Origin of the sequence: Trujillonella endophytica, from assembly GCF_900110555.1 — a bacterium.
Taxonomy (GTDB): domain Bacteria; phylum Actinomycetota; class Actinomycetes; order Mycobacteriales; family Geodermatophilaceae; genus Trujillonella; species Trujillonella endophytica.
This window is the reverse complement of record NZ_FOEE01000006.1, coordinates 115,332-130,807: the sequence shown is the minus strand read 5'-3', so window position 1 is coordinate 130,807 and position 15,476 is coordinate 115,332. Positions and strand designations below refer to the sequence as shown.

At 75.0% G+C, this 15,476-nt stretch carries 9 protein-coding genes; 7 read left to right on the top strand and 2 right to left on the bottom strand.

The features are described 5' to 3' along the window. The first annotated feature begins 509 nt into the window (after positions 1-509). Complete coding sequence (locus BMY88_RS11280) at positions 510-2,816, top strand: HNH endonuclease signature motif containing protein (RefSeq protein ID WP_170861071.1); 2,307 nt, start codon at positions 510-512, stop codon at positions 2,814-2,816. A 133-nt stretch (positions 2,817-2,949) separates the two neighbouring features. Here the strand turns inward: BMY88_RS11280 and BMY88_RS11275 are convergent, their stop codons facing one another. Together BMY88_RS11275 and BMY88_RS11270 are read right to left on the bottom strand one after the other, a co-directional pair. After that, positions 2,950-3,330: a PH domain-containing protein gene (locus tag BMY88_RS11275; protein WP_244524608.1), complete on the bottom strand. Its 381-nt coding sequence runs from the start codon at positions 3,328-3,330 to the stop codon at positions 2,950-2,952. A 210-nt stretch (positions 3,331-3,540) separates the two neighbouring features. Continuing rightward, on the bottom strand, positions 3,541-4,380 hold the full coding sequence (locus BMY88_RS11270; RefSeq protein WP_091943145.1) for a helix-turn-helix transcriptional regulator: 840 nt from the start codon (positions 4,378-4,380) through the stop codon (positions 3,541-3,543). Positions 4,381-4,483: 103 nt separating this feature from the next. Here BMY88_RS11270 and ilvD point away from each other — a divergent pair, with 103 nt between their 5' ends. The 6 genes from ilvD to ilvC all read left to right on the top strand — a co-directional run bounded on the left by ilvD (position 4,484) and on the right by ilvC (position 15,445). Beyond that, positions 4,484-6,190, top strand: coding sequence for a dihydroxy-acid dehydratase (gene ilvD, locus BMY88_RS11265; protein ID WP_091943143.1), 1,707 nt, complete (start codon positions 4,484-4,486; stop codon positions 6,188-6,190). Positions 6,191-6,286: 96 nt separating this feature from the next. Then, a complete protein-coding gene (locus BMY88_RS11260) occupies positions 6,287-8,935 on the top strand; it encodes a putative bifunctional diguanylate cyclase/phosphodiesterase (protein ID WP_091943141.1) in 2,649 nt (882 codons plus the stop codon). 41 nt (positions 8,936-8,976) lie between these two features. Beyond that, positions 8,977-11,694 (top strand): putative bifunctional diguanylate cyclase/phosphodiesterase, encoded by a 2,718-nt coding sequence (locus BMY88_RS11255; RefSeq protein WP_139220459.1) that lies wholly within the window; start codon positions 8,977-8,979, stop codon positions 11,692-11,694. A gap of 207 nt (positions 11,695-11,901) precedes the next feature. Further along, a complete protein-coding gene (locus BMY88_RS11250; RefSeq protein ID WP_091943137.1) occupies positions 11,902-13,773 on the top strand; it encodes an acetolactate synthase large subunit in 1,872 nt (623 codons plus the stop codon). A 14-nt stretch (positions 13,774-13,787) separates the two neighbouring features. Then, on the top strand, positions 13,788-14,315 hold the full coding sequence (ilvN, locus tag BMY88_RS11245; protein WP_091943135.1) for an acetolactate synthase small subunit: 528 nt from the start codon (positions 13,788-13,790) through the stop codon (positions 14,313-14,315). Between the two features lie 101 nt (positions 14,316-14,416). Next, a complete protein-coding gene (gene ilvC, locus BMY88_RS11240; RefSeq protein WP_091943132.1) occupies positions 14,417-15,445 on the top strand; it encodes a ketol-acid reductoisomerase in 1,029 nt (342 codons plus the stop codon). The last annotated feature ends 31 nt before the right edge of the window (positions 15,446-15,476 follow it).

The window sequence follows — 15,476 nt, the reverse complement described above, 5'->3', positions numbered from 1 at the left end:
CGCCCTCCCGCCTCACGTCCACGACAGTACGTGCGCCCCGCGCGGCCCGGTGGGCGGCGGCGCCGGGGTGTCCGGGGCGTGGGCCGGTTCCGGTATGCCGCCATGGGGCGGGGGGAGGTGTCTCGTGTGGTCGCCTTCATGGGCGGCACTCTGCCGGGTCCCAGGGTGTTGGCGGCCTGTGCGTCCACAGGCCGAGGTCTTGTCCACAGTCTCGTTTCCGCTGGTCAGGAGGCCGTGCGCCGACTAGTATCGAACATGTGTACGAGAACGGTGTCGACGGTGCGGACCGGCCCCCGGGGCCGCCGGTCGAGGCAGCGCGCTGCGCTCATCTGGAGGCGGCGTCCCCGGCCGCGGGTCGGCCGCGGGGTGAATGGATCCTGGAGGCGGTGCACGGCCGCGGCGTGAGCATGACGCCGGTCGCTCGCGCCGTCACCCGGGCGCCCCGAGGTGTCGGTGCGGCCGAGCCCGCGTCCGGTACCGACCTCGACGACCTCGGCGACCTCGAGGCGGTGGCTGCTGCGCTCGCGGCCGATCTCGATGCCGAGCAGGCCGCCGATTCCGGTGCCCGGCCGCAATCCGCTGCTGCACCCGAGCCCGTTGCCGAGGCCCGGTCGGAGTCCGCCATTGCGGAGCCCGAACCCGCCGTCGCGTCCGCTGAGCTGCCGACACCCGCTCCCCGGCCCGCCGCTGCCGAACCCGAATCCAAGCCCGCGACCGAGCGCACCGCTACCGGGCCCACCGCTACCGAGCCCGGGCCTGCTGCCGAGTCGGGGCCCGCGGCTGAACCCGCCGTCGGTGATGGGGAGGGGCTGGATCCGCGGGCGGTGCTGTTGGAAGAGGGGGCGGGGTGGCTGGATGCGGCGGTGGAGGCCGAGCGGGGGCTGGCGCAGTTGGCCGCTGCGCGGGCGCGGGCGCTGGCGGCGTTCGCCCGGTGCCGGCCGCAGGCCTGGGATCGGGCCCCGGGTGAGCGGGGCGCGGCGTCGGCGCCGTCGCGAGCGGCCAGGCCGGAGGCGTTGACCGGGGTCAGCGAGTGGGCGGTGGACGAGGTCGCGGCCCGGGTGCGGCTGTCCGGCCGTACCGCGGGCGGGTTGCTGGTCGAGTGCGTGGAGTTGGTGGAGCAGTTGCCGGCGACGCTGGCGGCGTTGGAGGCCGGGAGCATCTGCTGGGCCCAGGCGCGCGCGTTGGTGGAGCTGCTGCGGCCGGTCCGCGGCGCGGAGAAGAAGGCGGCGGTGCAGGAGCGGGTGCTGCCGCGGGCGAGCCGGCAGACGGTGGCGCAGTTGCGGGAGTGCACCAAGCGGGCGATCGCGCGGATCGACGCCGATGCCGCGGTGAAGCGGCTGGTAAGGGCGGTGGCCGGGCGGAAGGTGACCCGGCATGCCGGTGAGGACGGGATGGCGGTGCTGACCGCGGTGTTGCCCGGGCCGGTGGCGCGGGCGTGCCAGGTGGCGCTGCGCGGCTACGCGCAGGCGTGCGCGGTGGATGCCGAGGGCGCGCCGGATCCGCGGAGCATGGATCAGCGCATGGCCGACTGCCTGGCGGATCTGATCCTGCGTCCGGACGCAACCGGCCGTTCCCCCGTGCAGGTGCTGCTGACCGTGCTCGCCGGCGCGGGCACCCTCACCGCCACCGGTCCCGACCGTGATGAGCCCGGAGAGATCGACGGCGAGACCGTTCCGGCGGTGCTGGTCCGGGAACTGACCTACGCCCTGGGCTTGCTCCCCCGACCCGCCGCCCTACCCGCCCAGCGGGCCGCGCCGGCTCACGGGCTCACGTCGACCGACGAGGACACGTCCGACGCGGACACCGCGCTGACCGCCCCGACCACCGATTCCGCATCCGCCGAGGTGGCGCCCGCGGGCGAGGCATCCGGCGACGGTGAGGGCGAAGACCGCTGTACGGACCGGAGCGAGGGCCCGGCCGCCGAGACCGAGGCGGACTCCGACACCGAGGGCGAGTTCGACACCGATACCGACACCGACACCGATACCGACACCGAAACCGACACCGATACCGACACCGACACCGAGGGCGACACCGACACCGACACCGAGGACGACGCCGACTCCGGGGAGCAGGCCGAGTCCGAGGTCGAGGGAGACGCAGCGTCCGGGGCGGCGCTGGCGGCGTTGCTGGACCTGCGCGCGATCGCGGGCACCGCGCTGGCCGAACGGCCGCGGATCGCAGTCGTCGACGACCTGTCCGGGTGCCTGCTCGCCCTCACCGACAGCATCGAGCTGACACGAGCTGCCCGCGCCGGGTGCGGACTTGACCCACCCGGACCGACGGACGACTACCGGCCCGCCACCGCACTGCGCCGCTTCGTCCGGCTCCGCGACCGACGCTGCCGGTTCCCCGGCTGCCGCAACCGCCGCTGCGACCTGGACCACCTGGTGCCCTATCCGCTCGGCCCCACCGCGCACACCAACCTCGAGAGCCTGTGCGAACACCATCACCGGCTCTCCCACCAGGCACCGGGCTGGCAGCTGAGCGGCTCGGTCACCGACGGACTGGTCTGGACCCTGCCCGGTGGCACCACCATCACCACCGTCCCGCCCCGCTACGGCACCGACGACGGAATCACACCAACCACCACCCCGGACACGTCCGACAGCGTCGACCAGCCCCACGCGGCGGCGATCCACCGCTCCGACCACGCCGGCCCGGCCCGGCCCGCACCGGCCAGGTGCGCACCGGCCGCGGCCCCACCCACGTGGTCCCGGCTGACTGACGAACAACGCCGAGAAGCCATCCGCGTCCTCGTCGCTCCCCGGATCACGGCCGGACAACGAGCCGCCGCCGGCCCGGCACCCTTCTGACCACCTGCGGGAGGGAGCGACGGTGGTCCGTCACGCGGGCTCTGCGTCCGGCCGATGCAGCGTCCGGCCGGCGGGGGCAGTCGGCCGATCCGCCCGATCCGGCCGATCGGGCCGATCCGTCCGGGAGGTCGGGCTAGGGCCGCGGGGGTGCAGGGACGTCGATCCGGCCGCCGGACAGCGCCGCGATCCGAGGCAGATCGCGGGCGCGCAGCACGGGCAGGCGTACCTCGGTCCCGCCGGTGGTCACCAGCCACAGGGCGCCGCGGTCGCCGACCCGGATGCCGGCGAGGTCGGTCCACGGCACCCGTCGGGAGCCGACGAGCGAGCGGGCGGTGATCGCCGCCTCGTCGATGTCGACGCCGACCCGCAGGACCCACGCGGCGGCGGCCAGTGGGATGAGGAACACCACCGGACCCCAGGACGCGGCGGTGGCCAAGGGCAGCGCGCAGACGAACAGGACGAACACGGGGAGCAGCGCGGTACGGCTCATGCGCATGCGGGCGGGGGCAGCCACGTCTTCTGATGCTCCCAGACGCCGTCCCCGCTCAGTCGCGCCCGGAGGTGCTCGACCGGTCAGCCGGCCGAGGTGCAGAGCCAACCGAGTCGGTCAGCCGGTCGAGGTGCACAGTGAACCGAGCCGGGCAGCCGGCCGCGCGCAGAGCCAACCGAACCGGTCAGCGGGCCGAGCCGCCGAGCCGCCGAGCTGCTCGGTGACGGCTGCCGTTCAGCCCACGCCGCCGGCCGCACCACTCAGTCGCCCCAGCGCCGCCTCGGTGCCGCTCCCCGGTGCGGCGGTGTAGACGACCAGTTGCACCCCGGGAGCATCGGCCGGCGTCAGCTGGTGGTGCTCGAGCAGCAGCGTCCCGACGTCGGGATGCTCGAATCGCCGCTCGGCGGAGCTGAACCGGTCCACGTCACGGCTGGCCCACCCCGTCCGGAAGTGCTCGCTCGCCTCCTCCAGCCGCGCCACGAGCGCGACCACGGAGGGATCGCCGAGCCGAGCCCCGGCCTCGGCGCGGAACTGGGTCAGGAACCGGCGGCTGTCCGCGGCCCAGTCGCCGAGCAGGGCACGCACGGCCGGATCGGTGAAGACCAGCCACAGCAGGTTGCGCTCTCCCGGCTCGGCCGTCGCGACGCCGGGGTAGAAGCGCGCGTAGGCGCGGTTCCATCCGACGATCGTCCAGTCGGCCGTGATCGCGTAGGCGGGGGAGGGCCCCAGGGCGTCGAGCAGCCGCTGCAGGTGGGCCGGCAGCCCGTCGGGAGCGGACGACGGCGCCGGCGCACCGTGACCGGTCAGCCGCAGCACGTACTCGTGCTCGGCGGCCGACAGCCGCAGCGTGCGGGCGAGCGCGTCGACCACCTGCCGGGAGGGGTGGATGTCGCGCCCCTGCTCCAGCCACGTGTACCAGGTGTGGCTCACCCCGGACAGCAGCGCGACCTCCTCGCGCCGCAGCCCCGGCGTCCGGCGCGCGCCCCCCGGCGGCAACCCCACCGTCCGGGGATCGACCTGCTGGCGGCGGGACCGCAGGAACTCGCCGAGCTCCTGCAGCGCCGGGTTGGTCACGGTCTCTCCGGAGGTCGGTGGACAGGACGATCGAGTGGTGGTGTCGGTACCAGTATCAGCGCTGTCTCGGCGTGGGGGAGGGACCCGCCTACCATCGGGCGGCGTGACCACCGTCGAGGAACCCCGCGCAGCCACCGTCGACGTCAAGCCCCGCAGCCGCGAGGTGACCGACGGGGACCAGAAGGCCCCGGCCCGGGCCATGCTCCGCGCGGTCGGCATGGGCGACGACGACTGGGAGAAGCCGCAGATCGGCGTCGCCTCCTCCTGGAACGAGATCACCCCCTGCAACCTCTCCCTGGACCGGCTGGCCAAGCGGGCCAAGGAGGGCGTGCACGCCGCCGGTGGCTTCCCGCTGGAGTTCGGCACGATCTCGGTCTCCGACGGGATCTCCATGGGCCACGAGGGGATGCGCGCCTCGCTCGTGAGCCGCGAGGTCATCGCCGACTCGGTCGAGACCGTGATGTTCGCCGAGCGGCTCGACGGCTCGGTCCTGCTCGCCGGCTGCGACAAGTCGCTGCCCGGCATGCTGATGGCCGCGGCCCGGCTGGACCTCGCCAGCGTCTTCCTCTACTCCGGCTCCACGCTCCCGGGGAAGCTCGGCGACCGCGACGACCTGACGATCATCGACGTCTTCGAGGCGGTCGGCGCCTGCGCCCGCGGCCTGATCACCCGCGAGGAACTCGTCGCCGTGGAGAAGGCCGCCTGCCCCGGCATGGGCTCCTGCGGCGGCATGTACACGGCCAACACCATGGCCAGCGTGGCCGAGGCGCTCGGCATGGCCCTGCCCGGCAGCGCCGCGCCGCCGGCCCCGGACAGCCGTCGCGACGCCTTCGCCGTCGCCTCGGGCGAGGCCGTGGTGAACCTGCTCCGCAAGGGCATCACCGCCCGCCAGATCATGACCAAGAAGGCCTTCGAGAACGCGATCACCGTCGTCATGGCGCTCGGCGGCTCGACCAACGCCGTCCTGCACCTGCTGGCGATCGCCCACGAGGCCCAGGTCGACCTCACGCTCGACGACTTCAACCGGATCGGCGACCGCACGCCCCACCTCGCCGACGTGAAGCCCTTCGGCCGGTTCGTCATGACCGACATCGACCGCGTCGGCGGCGTCCCCGTCGTCCTGCGGGCGCTGCTCGACGCCGGCCTGCTGCACGGCGACGCCCTCACCGTGACCGGGAAGACTATGGCCGAGAACCTGGCCGAGATCGCCCCGCCGGACCTCGACGGCACGATCGTGCACGCCATGGACAACCCGATCCACAAGACCGGTGGCCTGACGATCCTGCGCGGCTCGCTGTCCCCGGACGGCGCCGTCGTGAAGTCCGCCGGCTTCGACGCCGAGGTCTTCGAGGGCACGGCCCGCGTGTTCGACGGCGAGCAGGGCGCCATGGACGCCGTCACCGAGGGCACCCTGCAGCCGGGCGACGTCGTCGTCATCCGCTACGAGGGCCCCCGGGGCGGCCCCGGCATGCGCGAGATGCTCGCCGTCACCGGCGCCATCAAGGGCGCGGGCCTCGGCAAGGACGTCCTGCTGCTCACCGACGGCCGCTTCTCCGGTGGCACCACCGGCCTGTGCGTCGGCCACGTCGCGCCCGAGGCCGCCGACGGCGGCCCCGTCGCCCTGGTGCGCGACGGCGACCGGATCCGGCTGGACCTCGCCTCCCGGACGCTGGACCTCCTGGTCGACGACGACGAACTCGCCCGCCGCCGGGAGGCCTGGGTCCCGCTGCCCCCGCGCTACACCACCGGCGTGCTCGGCAAGTACGCGAAGCTCGTCGGCTCCGCCGCCACCGGCGCGATCTGCGGCTGAGCCGGACGCCACGGACGGCCGGCGGGCGCACCCCCATGGGGTGAGCCCGCCGGCCGTGGGCTCCAGCGCGCCCCCTCCGCCGCCGAGGTCTGCCATGTGGACAGGCAGAGGTGGGCCCTGCTCGCGGGCACCGGCGCGGTGCTCGCGGTGTGCGTCGTGGCCGCCGTCCTGCCCGGCCTCGAGCGCCTCGACGACGCGACGGTGGCCGCGGCCGGTGTCCTGACCTCCGCGTTCATCGCCGCCACCACGTGGCGCCACCAGCGCGGAGCGCGCGGCTGGCGCCTGATGGTCGTGGCGACGCTCTTCCCGGTCGTCGCCTTCGTCGCCTACCTCGTGGTGGCCCCCGCCGACCCGCTCGACCGCGTCCTGCTGCGCTGGGTGCCCACCGTGCCCGCGTACCTGCTCGCCGGCGCCGCCCTGCTGACCCTCGTCGCCCGCCGGCGCCGGCGGACCGGCATCCGGGCCGTCGTCGAGACCGCGCTGTTCGGCGCCGCCTGCCTCACCGGCATGCAGCTGCTGGTCTTCGGTCCCCAGGGCACCTGGGCCGTCACCCCGACGGCGGGCCGGCTGGTGCTCACCGCGGCCGTGCTCACCACCTCCGCGCTGCTGGTGGCCGCCCTCGTGCTGCTGGCCGCCGTCGAGAGCCACCGCCAGCCGATGGCCCTCGTGCTGGTCGGCTCCGCCCTGTTCCTCACCTCGGGCCGGGGGCTGGGCACCTCGGCGACCCTCCACGGCCTGGACGGCGCCGTCACCGCCAGCCGCTTCCTCGTCGTCGCCGGCCTGGCCCTGCTCTCGCTCGCCGCGACCCTGGACCCCCGTCCTGGCCGCGCGGACTCCCGCGAGCCCCGCCCGCGCACCGGCCGGTCGGTCCCGCTGGGCACCGTCCTCCCGCACCTGGCGATGCTCGTCGCCCTCCTCGGCGTCGGCATCACCACCCTCTGTGGCCTGCGCCCCTCCTCCGGCACCGTCGCCCTCGCCCTCGCCTGCGTGACGCTGGCCGGAGCGCACCGCTGGGTCACCGCCCTCGACGACGCCCGCCTGAGCACCCGCATCCTGCGCAGCGAGGCCTGGTTCCGCTCCCTCGTGCGCTCCAACGGCGACGCCGTCCTGATCCTCGACGCGGACCTGCGCATCACCTGGGCCTCGCCCACGGTCGAGCGGCTGCTGGGTGCCGGCACGGTGCTCACCGGCCGGGACCTGCTCACGGTCACCCACCCCGCCGACGCCGTGCCCGTGGCCCGCGCCCTGCATCCGGCGCTGCCCGGGGAGGAGACGGGGGACCTGCTGACCCTGCGGCTGCCGCACGCCGACGGCCGGTGGCGCCACGTGGAGGCGAGCGTCGCCGACCTGCGCGCGGACGCCGAGGTCGGCGGGATCGTCCTCTACTGCCGCGACGCCACCGCGCGGCACGCCCGCGAGAAGGCGCTGGAGGACCTCGCCTTCACCGATCCCACCACCGGCCTGCCCAACCGGGCCGGGTGCGACCGGCTGATCGAGCAGCGGCTGGCCGCCGCCGCCGAGCCCGGCGACCCGGGGACGACGCTGCTGCTGATCGAGGTCGACGGCCTCGCCGAGGTCCGGGAGGACGCCGGCCGCGACCTGGCGTCGTCGGTCCTCGTCGAGCTCGCCCGCCGGCTGCGCACGACCGTCCGCGGGGACGAGCCGGTGGTCCGCCTCGGTGGCGACGCGTTCGCCGTCCTCGCCTCGGGCGACCCTCGCACCGGCGACCTGCTCGCCGACCGCTGCCTGTCCGCGGTCGAGCAGCCGATCGCCACTGCCGCGGGCGTCTACGACCTCACCGCCGACATCGGCCTGGTCCCCCTCGAGGCCGGCACTCCGCTGGCCGAGGTGTGGTCCCGGGCCGAGATCGCCGTCCGCGCCGCCCGGCGGGCCGGTCGCGGCACCGCCCGCCGGTTCGACCCGGTGCTCGGCTCCGCGGCCGAGCGCCGGGCGCGGCTGCGCGAGGACCTGCCGGGCGCCTGCGCCCGCGGGGAGCTGGCCGTCGCCTTCCAGCCCGTCGTCTCCCTCGTGGAGCAGCGGATCGTCGGGGTCGAGGCGCTGCTGCGGTGGCGCCACCCCGAGCTGGGGGAGGTGCCCCCGGCCGAGTTCGTGCCCATCGCCGAGCGCGCCGGCGTCATCGGCGAACTGCAGCGCTGGGCGCTGGATCAGGCCGCGCGTGCCGCGGTCGCCCTCCCGGTGCTGCACGCCCCGCTGCGGCTCGGCGTCAACATCTCGGCCTCGCACGTGGCGGCCCGCACCCTGGTCGGCGACGTGGCCGCGGTGCTCCAGTGCACCGGGCTGGCACCCGAGCGGCTCATCCTCGAGATCACCGAGGCGACCCTGATGGCCGGCACCGACGACATCGCCGTCGACGTCGAGGCTCTGCGGCTCATGGGCGTGCACGTGGCCCTCGACGACTTCGGCACCGGGCACTCCTCGCTGACCCACCTGAGCGCGCTGCCCATCGACGTGCTCAAGCTCGACCGCGACTTCGTCGCCCGCGTCGACCGGGACCCGCGCAGCCGCGCGCTCTGCGAGTCGGTGATCGCCATCGGCCGGGCGCTGGGCCTCGACGTCGTCGCCGAGGGCGTGGAGACGCCGGCCCAGCTGGGTGTGCTCCGCGGTCTCGGGTGCGGCTTCGCCCAGGGGTTCCTGCTGTCCCGCCCGCTGCGCCTGTCCGAGCTCACCGAGCTGCTGGAGACCGGGGCCGGCGCCCTGTGGCCCGGCCTGGTGGGCTCCCGATGAGCCGGCCCCCGGCCCCCGGACGCCGGGGCGGCCTCCCGCACGTGCGGGCCACGACCGTCTTCGGCGTGCTGCTGGTGCTGCTCGGGGCGGTCTGCACCGCGGCCGAGCTCACCGGCCCGGCGCTCGACTCCTGGGTGGTCCCCGCCTGCCTGGCCCTGGGATCCCTGGCCGGCGCCGCACTGGTCGCCCGCCTCACCGCCGGACTTCCCGGGCGCTCCGGCCGGCCCTGGCGTGCGCTGGCCGCCGCCGGCGTCCTGCTGGCGAGCGGCCAGCTGATCGCGGGGGTCCGGGGCGTCACGGCGGACCGCTCCACCGGGGGCGTCGAGGACCTGGCGATGCTCGCGGCGGCTCCGGTCGCGATCGCCGGCGCCCTCTGGCTGATGCCGTCGCGCGCCGGCCGCCGGATCGGCTCGCGCGCGCTGCTCGACGGGGTCATCCTCACCGCTTCGGTCGCCGTCCTCGGGCACGTCGCCCTCGGCGACCTCCTCCCCGAGGGCGGCGGCGCCGAGGAGGAAGTGCTCGCCACCGCCTACCCGCTGGTCGCCGTGGCGCTGTGCGGCATCGGGCTGGTCCCGGTGACCGCCGTCGTCGAGGCCCGGCGGCGCGCGGCCACGTGGCTGCTCGTGACGTTCCTGGGCATGGCGGTCGCCGCCGTCAGCGGGGCGGTGGGGCGCGCCACCGGTTCGCCGTGGCCGCTCCTGCTCGCCGACCTCGCCTGGCTCGGCACGCTGGCCGCCGCCGCGCGCGGTGCCGCCGCCGACCCCGGCGAGCCCGCCGGTCCGCCGGCGCACCGCACCCTGCCGCTGCGCGGCGGCCTGGCCGCGCTGGCCGCGGCCGGTCTCCTGCTCGCGGTCCTGACCGGCGGCGCCGTCGTCGGCCGGCCGCTGCGGCCGGCCGAGGCCGCCGCCGGCCTGCTGGTCGTCGGCCTCATGTCCGGACGCACGCTGCTGTGGGCGCTCGACGCCCACCGGCTGACCCGGCGGCTGCAGCGGGCCGAGCGCCGGTTCCGGGCGCTCGTGCACAGCGGCGATGCGGTCACCGTGGTGCTCGACCCGGTCGGCCGGGTGTCCTGGGCCTCCGGACCGGTCGCCGAGCAGCTCGGCTGGGCCGACGACGACCTGAGCGGCCGGGCCCTCGCGGCGCTGCTGCACGTTCAGCACCGCGCGGTGCTCGCGCAGGTCACCGCGGCCGTGCGGGCCGGAGCGCCCGTCGAGCTGCCGGTCACCGTGCGGCTGGGGGGCCGGTCGGGCGTGTGGCACGACATCGAGGTCCTCGGGGCCGCGCTCGACGGCGTCGAGGGCGGTCTGGTGCTGCACCTGCGCGACGTCACCGAGCGCAGCGCCACCCAGCGCGAGCTCGAGCGGATGGCCTACACCGACTTCCTCACCGGTCTGCCCAACCGGGCGCGGCTCATGGCGGCGCTCGACGTCGCCGTGGGGCGCGCCGCGGCCGGCCGCCGCGCCTGCCTGCTCCTGCTGGACCTCGACGGCTTCAAGTCGGTCAACGACGTCTCCGGGCACGACTCGGGCGACCTGCTCCTGCAGGAGGTGGCCGAGGTCCTCTCCGGCGCCGCCCGGGACGGCGACCTGGTGGCCCGCCTCGGCGGCGACGAGTTCGCCCTCGTCGTCGACTCCGGACCGGAGGAGGCCGTGCTGCTCGCCGAGCGGCTGGTCGCCCTGCTGGACCGCACCCACCGTTTCCCGACGGGCCGCGGCGGGGACGGCGGCGGACCGCCGCTGCACGTCTCGGCGAGCATCGGCGTCGCGGAGGTCGGGCCGCACGGCGACGCGTCGGCGACCATGCGCGAGGCGGACCTGGCCCTGCGCACCGCCAAGGCCGACGGCAAGAACGCCGTCCGCTCCTGCGGTCAGTCGATCGTCGAGGAGACCGGACGGCGCAGCCGGCTGGCCCGCGACCTCGTGCTGGCGCTGGAGCGGCAGGAACTGCGCGTGGACTACCAGCCGGTCGTCGGCCTCGAGGGCCGCCGGATCCTCGGCCTGGAGGCCCTCGTCCGCTGGGACCACCCCGAGCTGGGGGCGGTCTCGCCGGAGGAGTTCGTCGGCCTGGCCGAGGAGGAGGGGCTGATCGTGCCCCTCCAGCGCTGGGTCCTGCGGACCGCGACCGCCGAGCACGCCCGCCTCGTGGCCGGCGGGCGGGACCTGCGGATGGCCGTGAACGTCTCGGTGCTGCACGTCCAGGCGCGCTGCCTGGTCGAGGACGTCGCCGACGCACTGGAGCGCGCCGGACTGCCGGCCGACCGGCTCATGATCGAGCTCACCGAGTCGGTCTTCGCCGACGACGCCGAGCTGCTGCGGAGCACCCTGTCCGACCTGTCCGACCTCGGCTGCGTCGTGGCGCTGGACGACTTCGGCCGGGGCGCCTCCTCGCTCACCCAGCTCGCCGGTCTGCCGGTCGACGTGCTGAAGATGGACCGCGGCTTCGTCACCGGCATCGAGTCCGACGGGCGCCGGGCCGCGCTCGTGGCCGCCGTGGTGGACCTCGGCCGCACGCTGGGCATGGACGTCGTCGCCGAGGGCGTGGAGACGCCCGCACAGCTGGCGGCGCTGACCGCGCTGGGCTGCGACTTCGTGCAGGGCTGGCTGCTCGGCCGGCCGGTGGCGGGGACCCTGGTGGCCGGGGTGGTCGACGGCTTCGACCCGACGGTGCTCGACGGTGCGGCCCCCGACGGCGGGACGGCCGGCGCCGACGTGTCCCACGACACGCTCGACACGGTCCACCTGGCGGGACGGCTCGGTTGACGGGCGGGGCGGTGGGGGCGCACAGTGGGTGCGTGCCCTCCGCCTGCCCGATCCTCGTAGTCGCCTAGCGCGTCGGTCGTCCGACCGACGCGCTGACCCCTCCGTGCCCTCGGCACGAGGGGTTTTTTTGCGCCCCGAGCAGGCGGCGCGCCCGATCCCGGCCCATCACCCGCCCCACTCGTCAGGCCCCGCCAGGAGAACGCCGACATGAGCACCACCACCCCGAGCGAGCAACCGTCCCGCGACGCCGCCGCCGCGCTGGCCGGCGTCGAGACCGGCGCCCGCTCGGTCGCCGAGGCCGCCCACGCCCCGCAGCAGGGCATCACCGGAGCGCAGAGCCTGGTCCGGTCCCTCGAGGCGGTCGGGGTCGAGGTGGCCTTCGGCATCCCCGGCGGGGCCATCCTGCCGCTGTACGACCCGCTGTTCGACTCCCGGATCCGGCACGTCCTGGTGCGCCACGAGCAGGGGGCCGGCCACGCCGCCACCGGATACGCGCAGGCCACCGGCCGGGTCGGCGTCTGCATGGCCACCTCCGGCCCCGGCGCGACCAACCTGGTCACCCCGCTGGCCGACGCCTACATGGACTCGGTGCCGATCGTCGCCATCACCGGGCAGGTGCCCAGTGGCGCCATCGGCACGGACGCCTTCCAGGAGGCCGACATCCGCGGCATCACGATGCCGGTCACCAAGCACAACTTCCTCGTCACCGACGCCGCGGAGATCCCGCAGCGGATCGCCGAGGCCTTCCACCTGGCCAGCACCGGCCGCCCCGGCCCCGTGCTGGTCGACGTCCCGAAGGACGTGCTGCAGGCGACCACCGACTTCGCCTGGCCGCCGCGGCTGGACCTGCCCGGCTACAAGCCGACCACCCGCCCGCACGGCAAGCAGGTGCGGGAGGCGGCGGCGCTGATCGCGGGCGCCCGCCGTCCGGTGCTCTACGTGGGCGGCGGCGTGCTCAAGGCCGGGGCCACCGACGAGCTGATCGAGCTCGCGCACCTCACCGGCGCGCCGGTGGTCACCACCCTCATGGCCCGCGGTGCCTTCCCCGACAGCGACCCGCAGAACCTGGGCATGCCGGGGATGCACGGCACCGTCGCCGCGGTCACCGCGCTGCAGAAGGCCGACGTCCTCGTCGCGCTCGGCGCGCGGTTCGACGACCGGGTGACCGGCAACCTGGCGTCCTTCGCGCCGGACGCGCTGGTCGTGCACGCCGACATCGACCCGGCCGAGATCGGCAAGAACCGCAGGGCGGACGTGCCGATCGTCGGGGACGCGAAGGAGACGATCGCCGAGCTCGTCACCGCCGTCCGCGCCGAGCACGACGCCGGGCGCACCCCCGACCTCGCCGCCTGGTGGGTCCAGCTGGACGACTGGCGCGCCCGCTACCCGCTCGGCTACGACTGGCCCGAGGACGGCGCGCTGTCCCCGCAGTACGTGATCGAGCGGCTGGGTGCCATCGCCGGCCCGGACGCCATCTACACCTCCGGCGTCGGCCAGCACCAGATGTGGGCCGCGCAGTTCATCAAGTACGAGAAGCCGGGCACCTGGCTCAACAGCGGCGGCCTCGGCACGATGGGCTACGCCGTCCCCGCGGCGATGGGCGCCAAGTACGGCTGCCCGGACACCACGGTGTGGGCCATCGACGGCGACGGCTGCTTCCAGATGACCAATCAGGAGCTGGCCACCTGCGCCATCGAGGGCATCCCGATCAAGGTCGCCGTCATCAACAACGGCAACCTCGGCATGGTCCGCCAGTGGCAGACCCTGTTCTACGAGGGCCGCTACTCCAACACCAAGCTGCACGCCCAGAACGCCGACGGGACGCCCAAGCCGGTCCGCATCCCCGACTTCGTCGCCCTGGCCGAGGCGCTGGGCTGCGTGGGGCTGCGCTGCGAGTCCAAGGACGACGTCGACGCGGTGATCGAGAAGGCGATGGCGATCACCGACGCCCCCGTCGTCATCGACTTCGTCGTGGGTGCCGACGCGCAGGTGTGGCCGATGGTCGCCGCCGGCTCCAGCAACGACGACATCCTCGCCGCCCGGGGTCTGCGCCCGGTGTTCGGCGACGACCAGGTCTGAGGAGCGAGCACACCATGACCCGACACACGCTGTCCGTCCTCGTCGAGAACAAGTCCGGCGTCCTGGCCCGCGTCTCGGCGCTGTTCAGCCGCCGCGGCTTCAACATCGAGTCGCTCGCCGTCGGCCCGACGGAGAACCCGGACCTCTCGCGCATGACGATCGTCGTCGACGCCGAGTCCGCGCCGCTGGAGCAGATCACCAAACAGCTGAACAAGCTGATCGAGGTGATCAAGATCGTCGAGCTCGAGGGTGACGCCGCCGTCCAGCGCGAACTGCTCCTGGTGAAGGTTCGCGCGCCCATGGCCGACCGCACCCAGGTGCTGCAGACCGCGGACCTCTTCCGGGCCCGCGTGATCGACGTGAACATCGACACCGTCACCCTCGAGGCGACCGGCACGCCGGACAAGCTCCAGGCGCTGCTGGCCGTCCTCGCCCCCCTCGGCATCAAGGAGATGGCCCAGTCGGGCACCGTCGCCCTGGGCCGGGGTCCGCGATCCATGTCGGGCGCCGGTACCTTGCGCCCGGTCGACCGCACCGCGTGAGGGCCCCCGTGCCCGCCACCACTCGCTAGCTCGGGGCAGGCCCCGCGCGGGGCCCTCCCGAGTCGCCCAGGCAGAGAACCCACTGAAGGAGTACGTACCGCATGGCCGCCGAGATCTTCTACGACGACGACGCCGACCTCTCGATCATCCAGGGGCGCACCGTCGCCGTCCTGGGGTACGGCAGTCAGGGGCACGCCCACGCCCTGTCGCTGCGCGACTCGGGGGTCGACGTCCGCGTCGGCCTGCCCGAGGGCAGCAAGAGCCGCGCCAAGGCCGAGGCCGAGGGCCTCCGCGTCGTCACCCCCGCCGAGGCGGCCGCCGAGGCCGACCTGATCATGATCCTCGCGCCCGACCACGTGCAGCGGCACCTGTACACCGAGTCGGTCGAGCCGAACCTGCAGGACGGCGACGCGCTGTTCTTCGGGCACGGCTTCAACATCCGGTTCGGCTACATCAAGCCCCCGGCCGGCGTGGACGTCGCCATGGTCGCCCCCAAGGGCCCCGGCCACCTGGTGCGCCGCGAGTTCACCGACGGCAAGGGCGTCCCCTGCCTGGTCGCCGTCGAGCAGGACGCCAGCGGCAGCGCGCTGCAGCTCGCCCTCTCCTACGCGAAGGGCATCGGCGGCACCCGCGCCGGCGTCATCCGGACGACGTTCGCCGAGGAGACCGAGACCGACCTGTTCGGCGAGCAGGCCGTGCTCTGCGGTGGCGCCAGCGCGCTCATCACCGCGGGCTTCGAGACCCTCACCGAGGCCGGCTACCAGCCCGAGGTCGCCTACTTCGAGTGCCTGCACGAGCTGAAGCTGATCGTCGACCTCATGTACGAGGGCGGCATCGCCAAGCAGCGCTGGTCGGTGTCCGACACCGCCGAGTACGGCGACTACACCTCCGGCCCGAAGGTCATCGACGCCCGCGTCAAGGAGTCGATGGGCGAGGTGCTGGCCGCGATCAAGGACGGCTCGTGGGCCGCCGCGTTCATCGCCGACCAGGACGCCGGCGCACCCGACTTCACGGCCAAGCGGGCCGCCGCCGAGGCGCACCCCATCGAGGAGACCGGCCGCAAGCTGCGTGGCCTCATGAGCTGGGTCTCGGCGTCGGACGACTACACCGGCACCGCCGCCCGCAGCTGACGCAGGCACCCCGGACGACCGAGGCCCCCGC

Excerpts from the sequence above, each read along its gene's own strand:
- ilvC (WP_091943132.1), top strand. The coding sequence starts at position 14,417 with ATGGCCGCCGAGATCTTCTACGACGACGACGCCGACCTCTCGATCATC.
- BMY88_RS11250 (WP_091943137.1), top strand. The coding sequence starts at position 11,902 with ATGAGCACCACCACCCCGAGCGAGCAACCGTCCCGCGACGCCGCCGCC.
- ilvN (WP_091943135.1), top strand. The coding sequence starts at position 13,788 with ATGACCCGACACACGCTGTCCGTCCTCGTCGAGAACAAGTCCGGCGTC.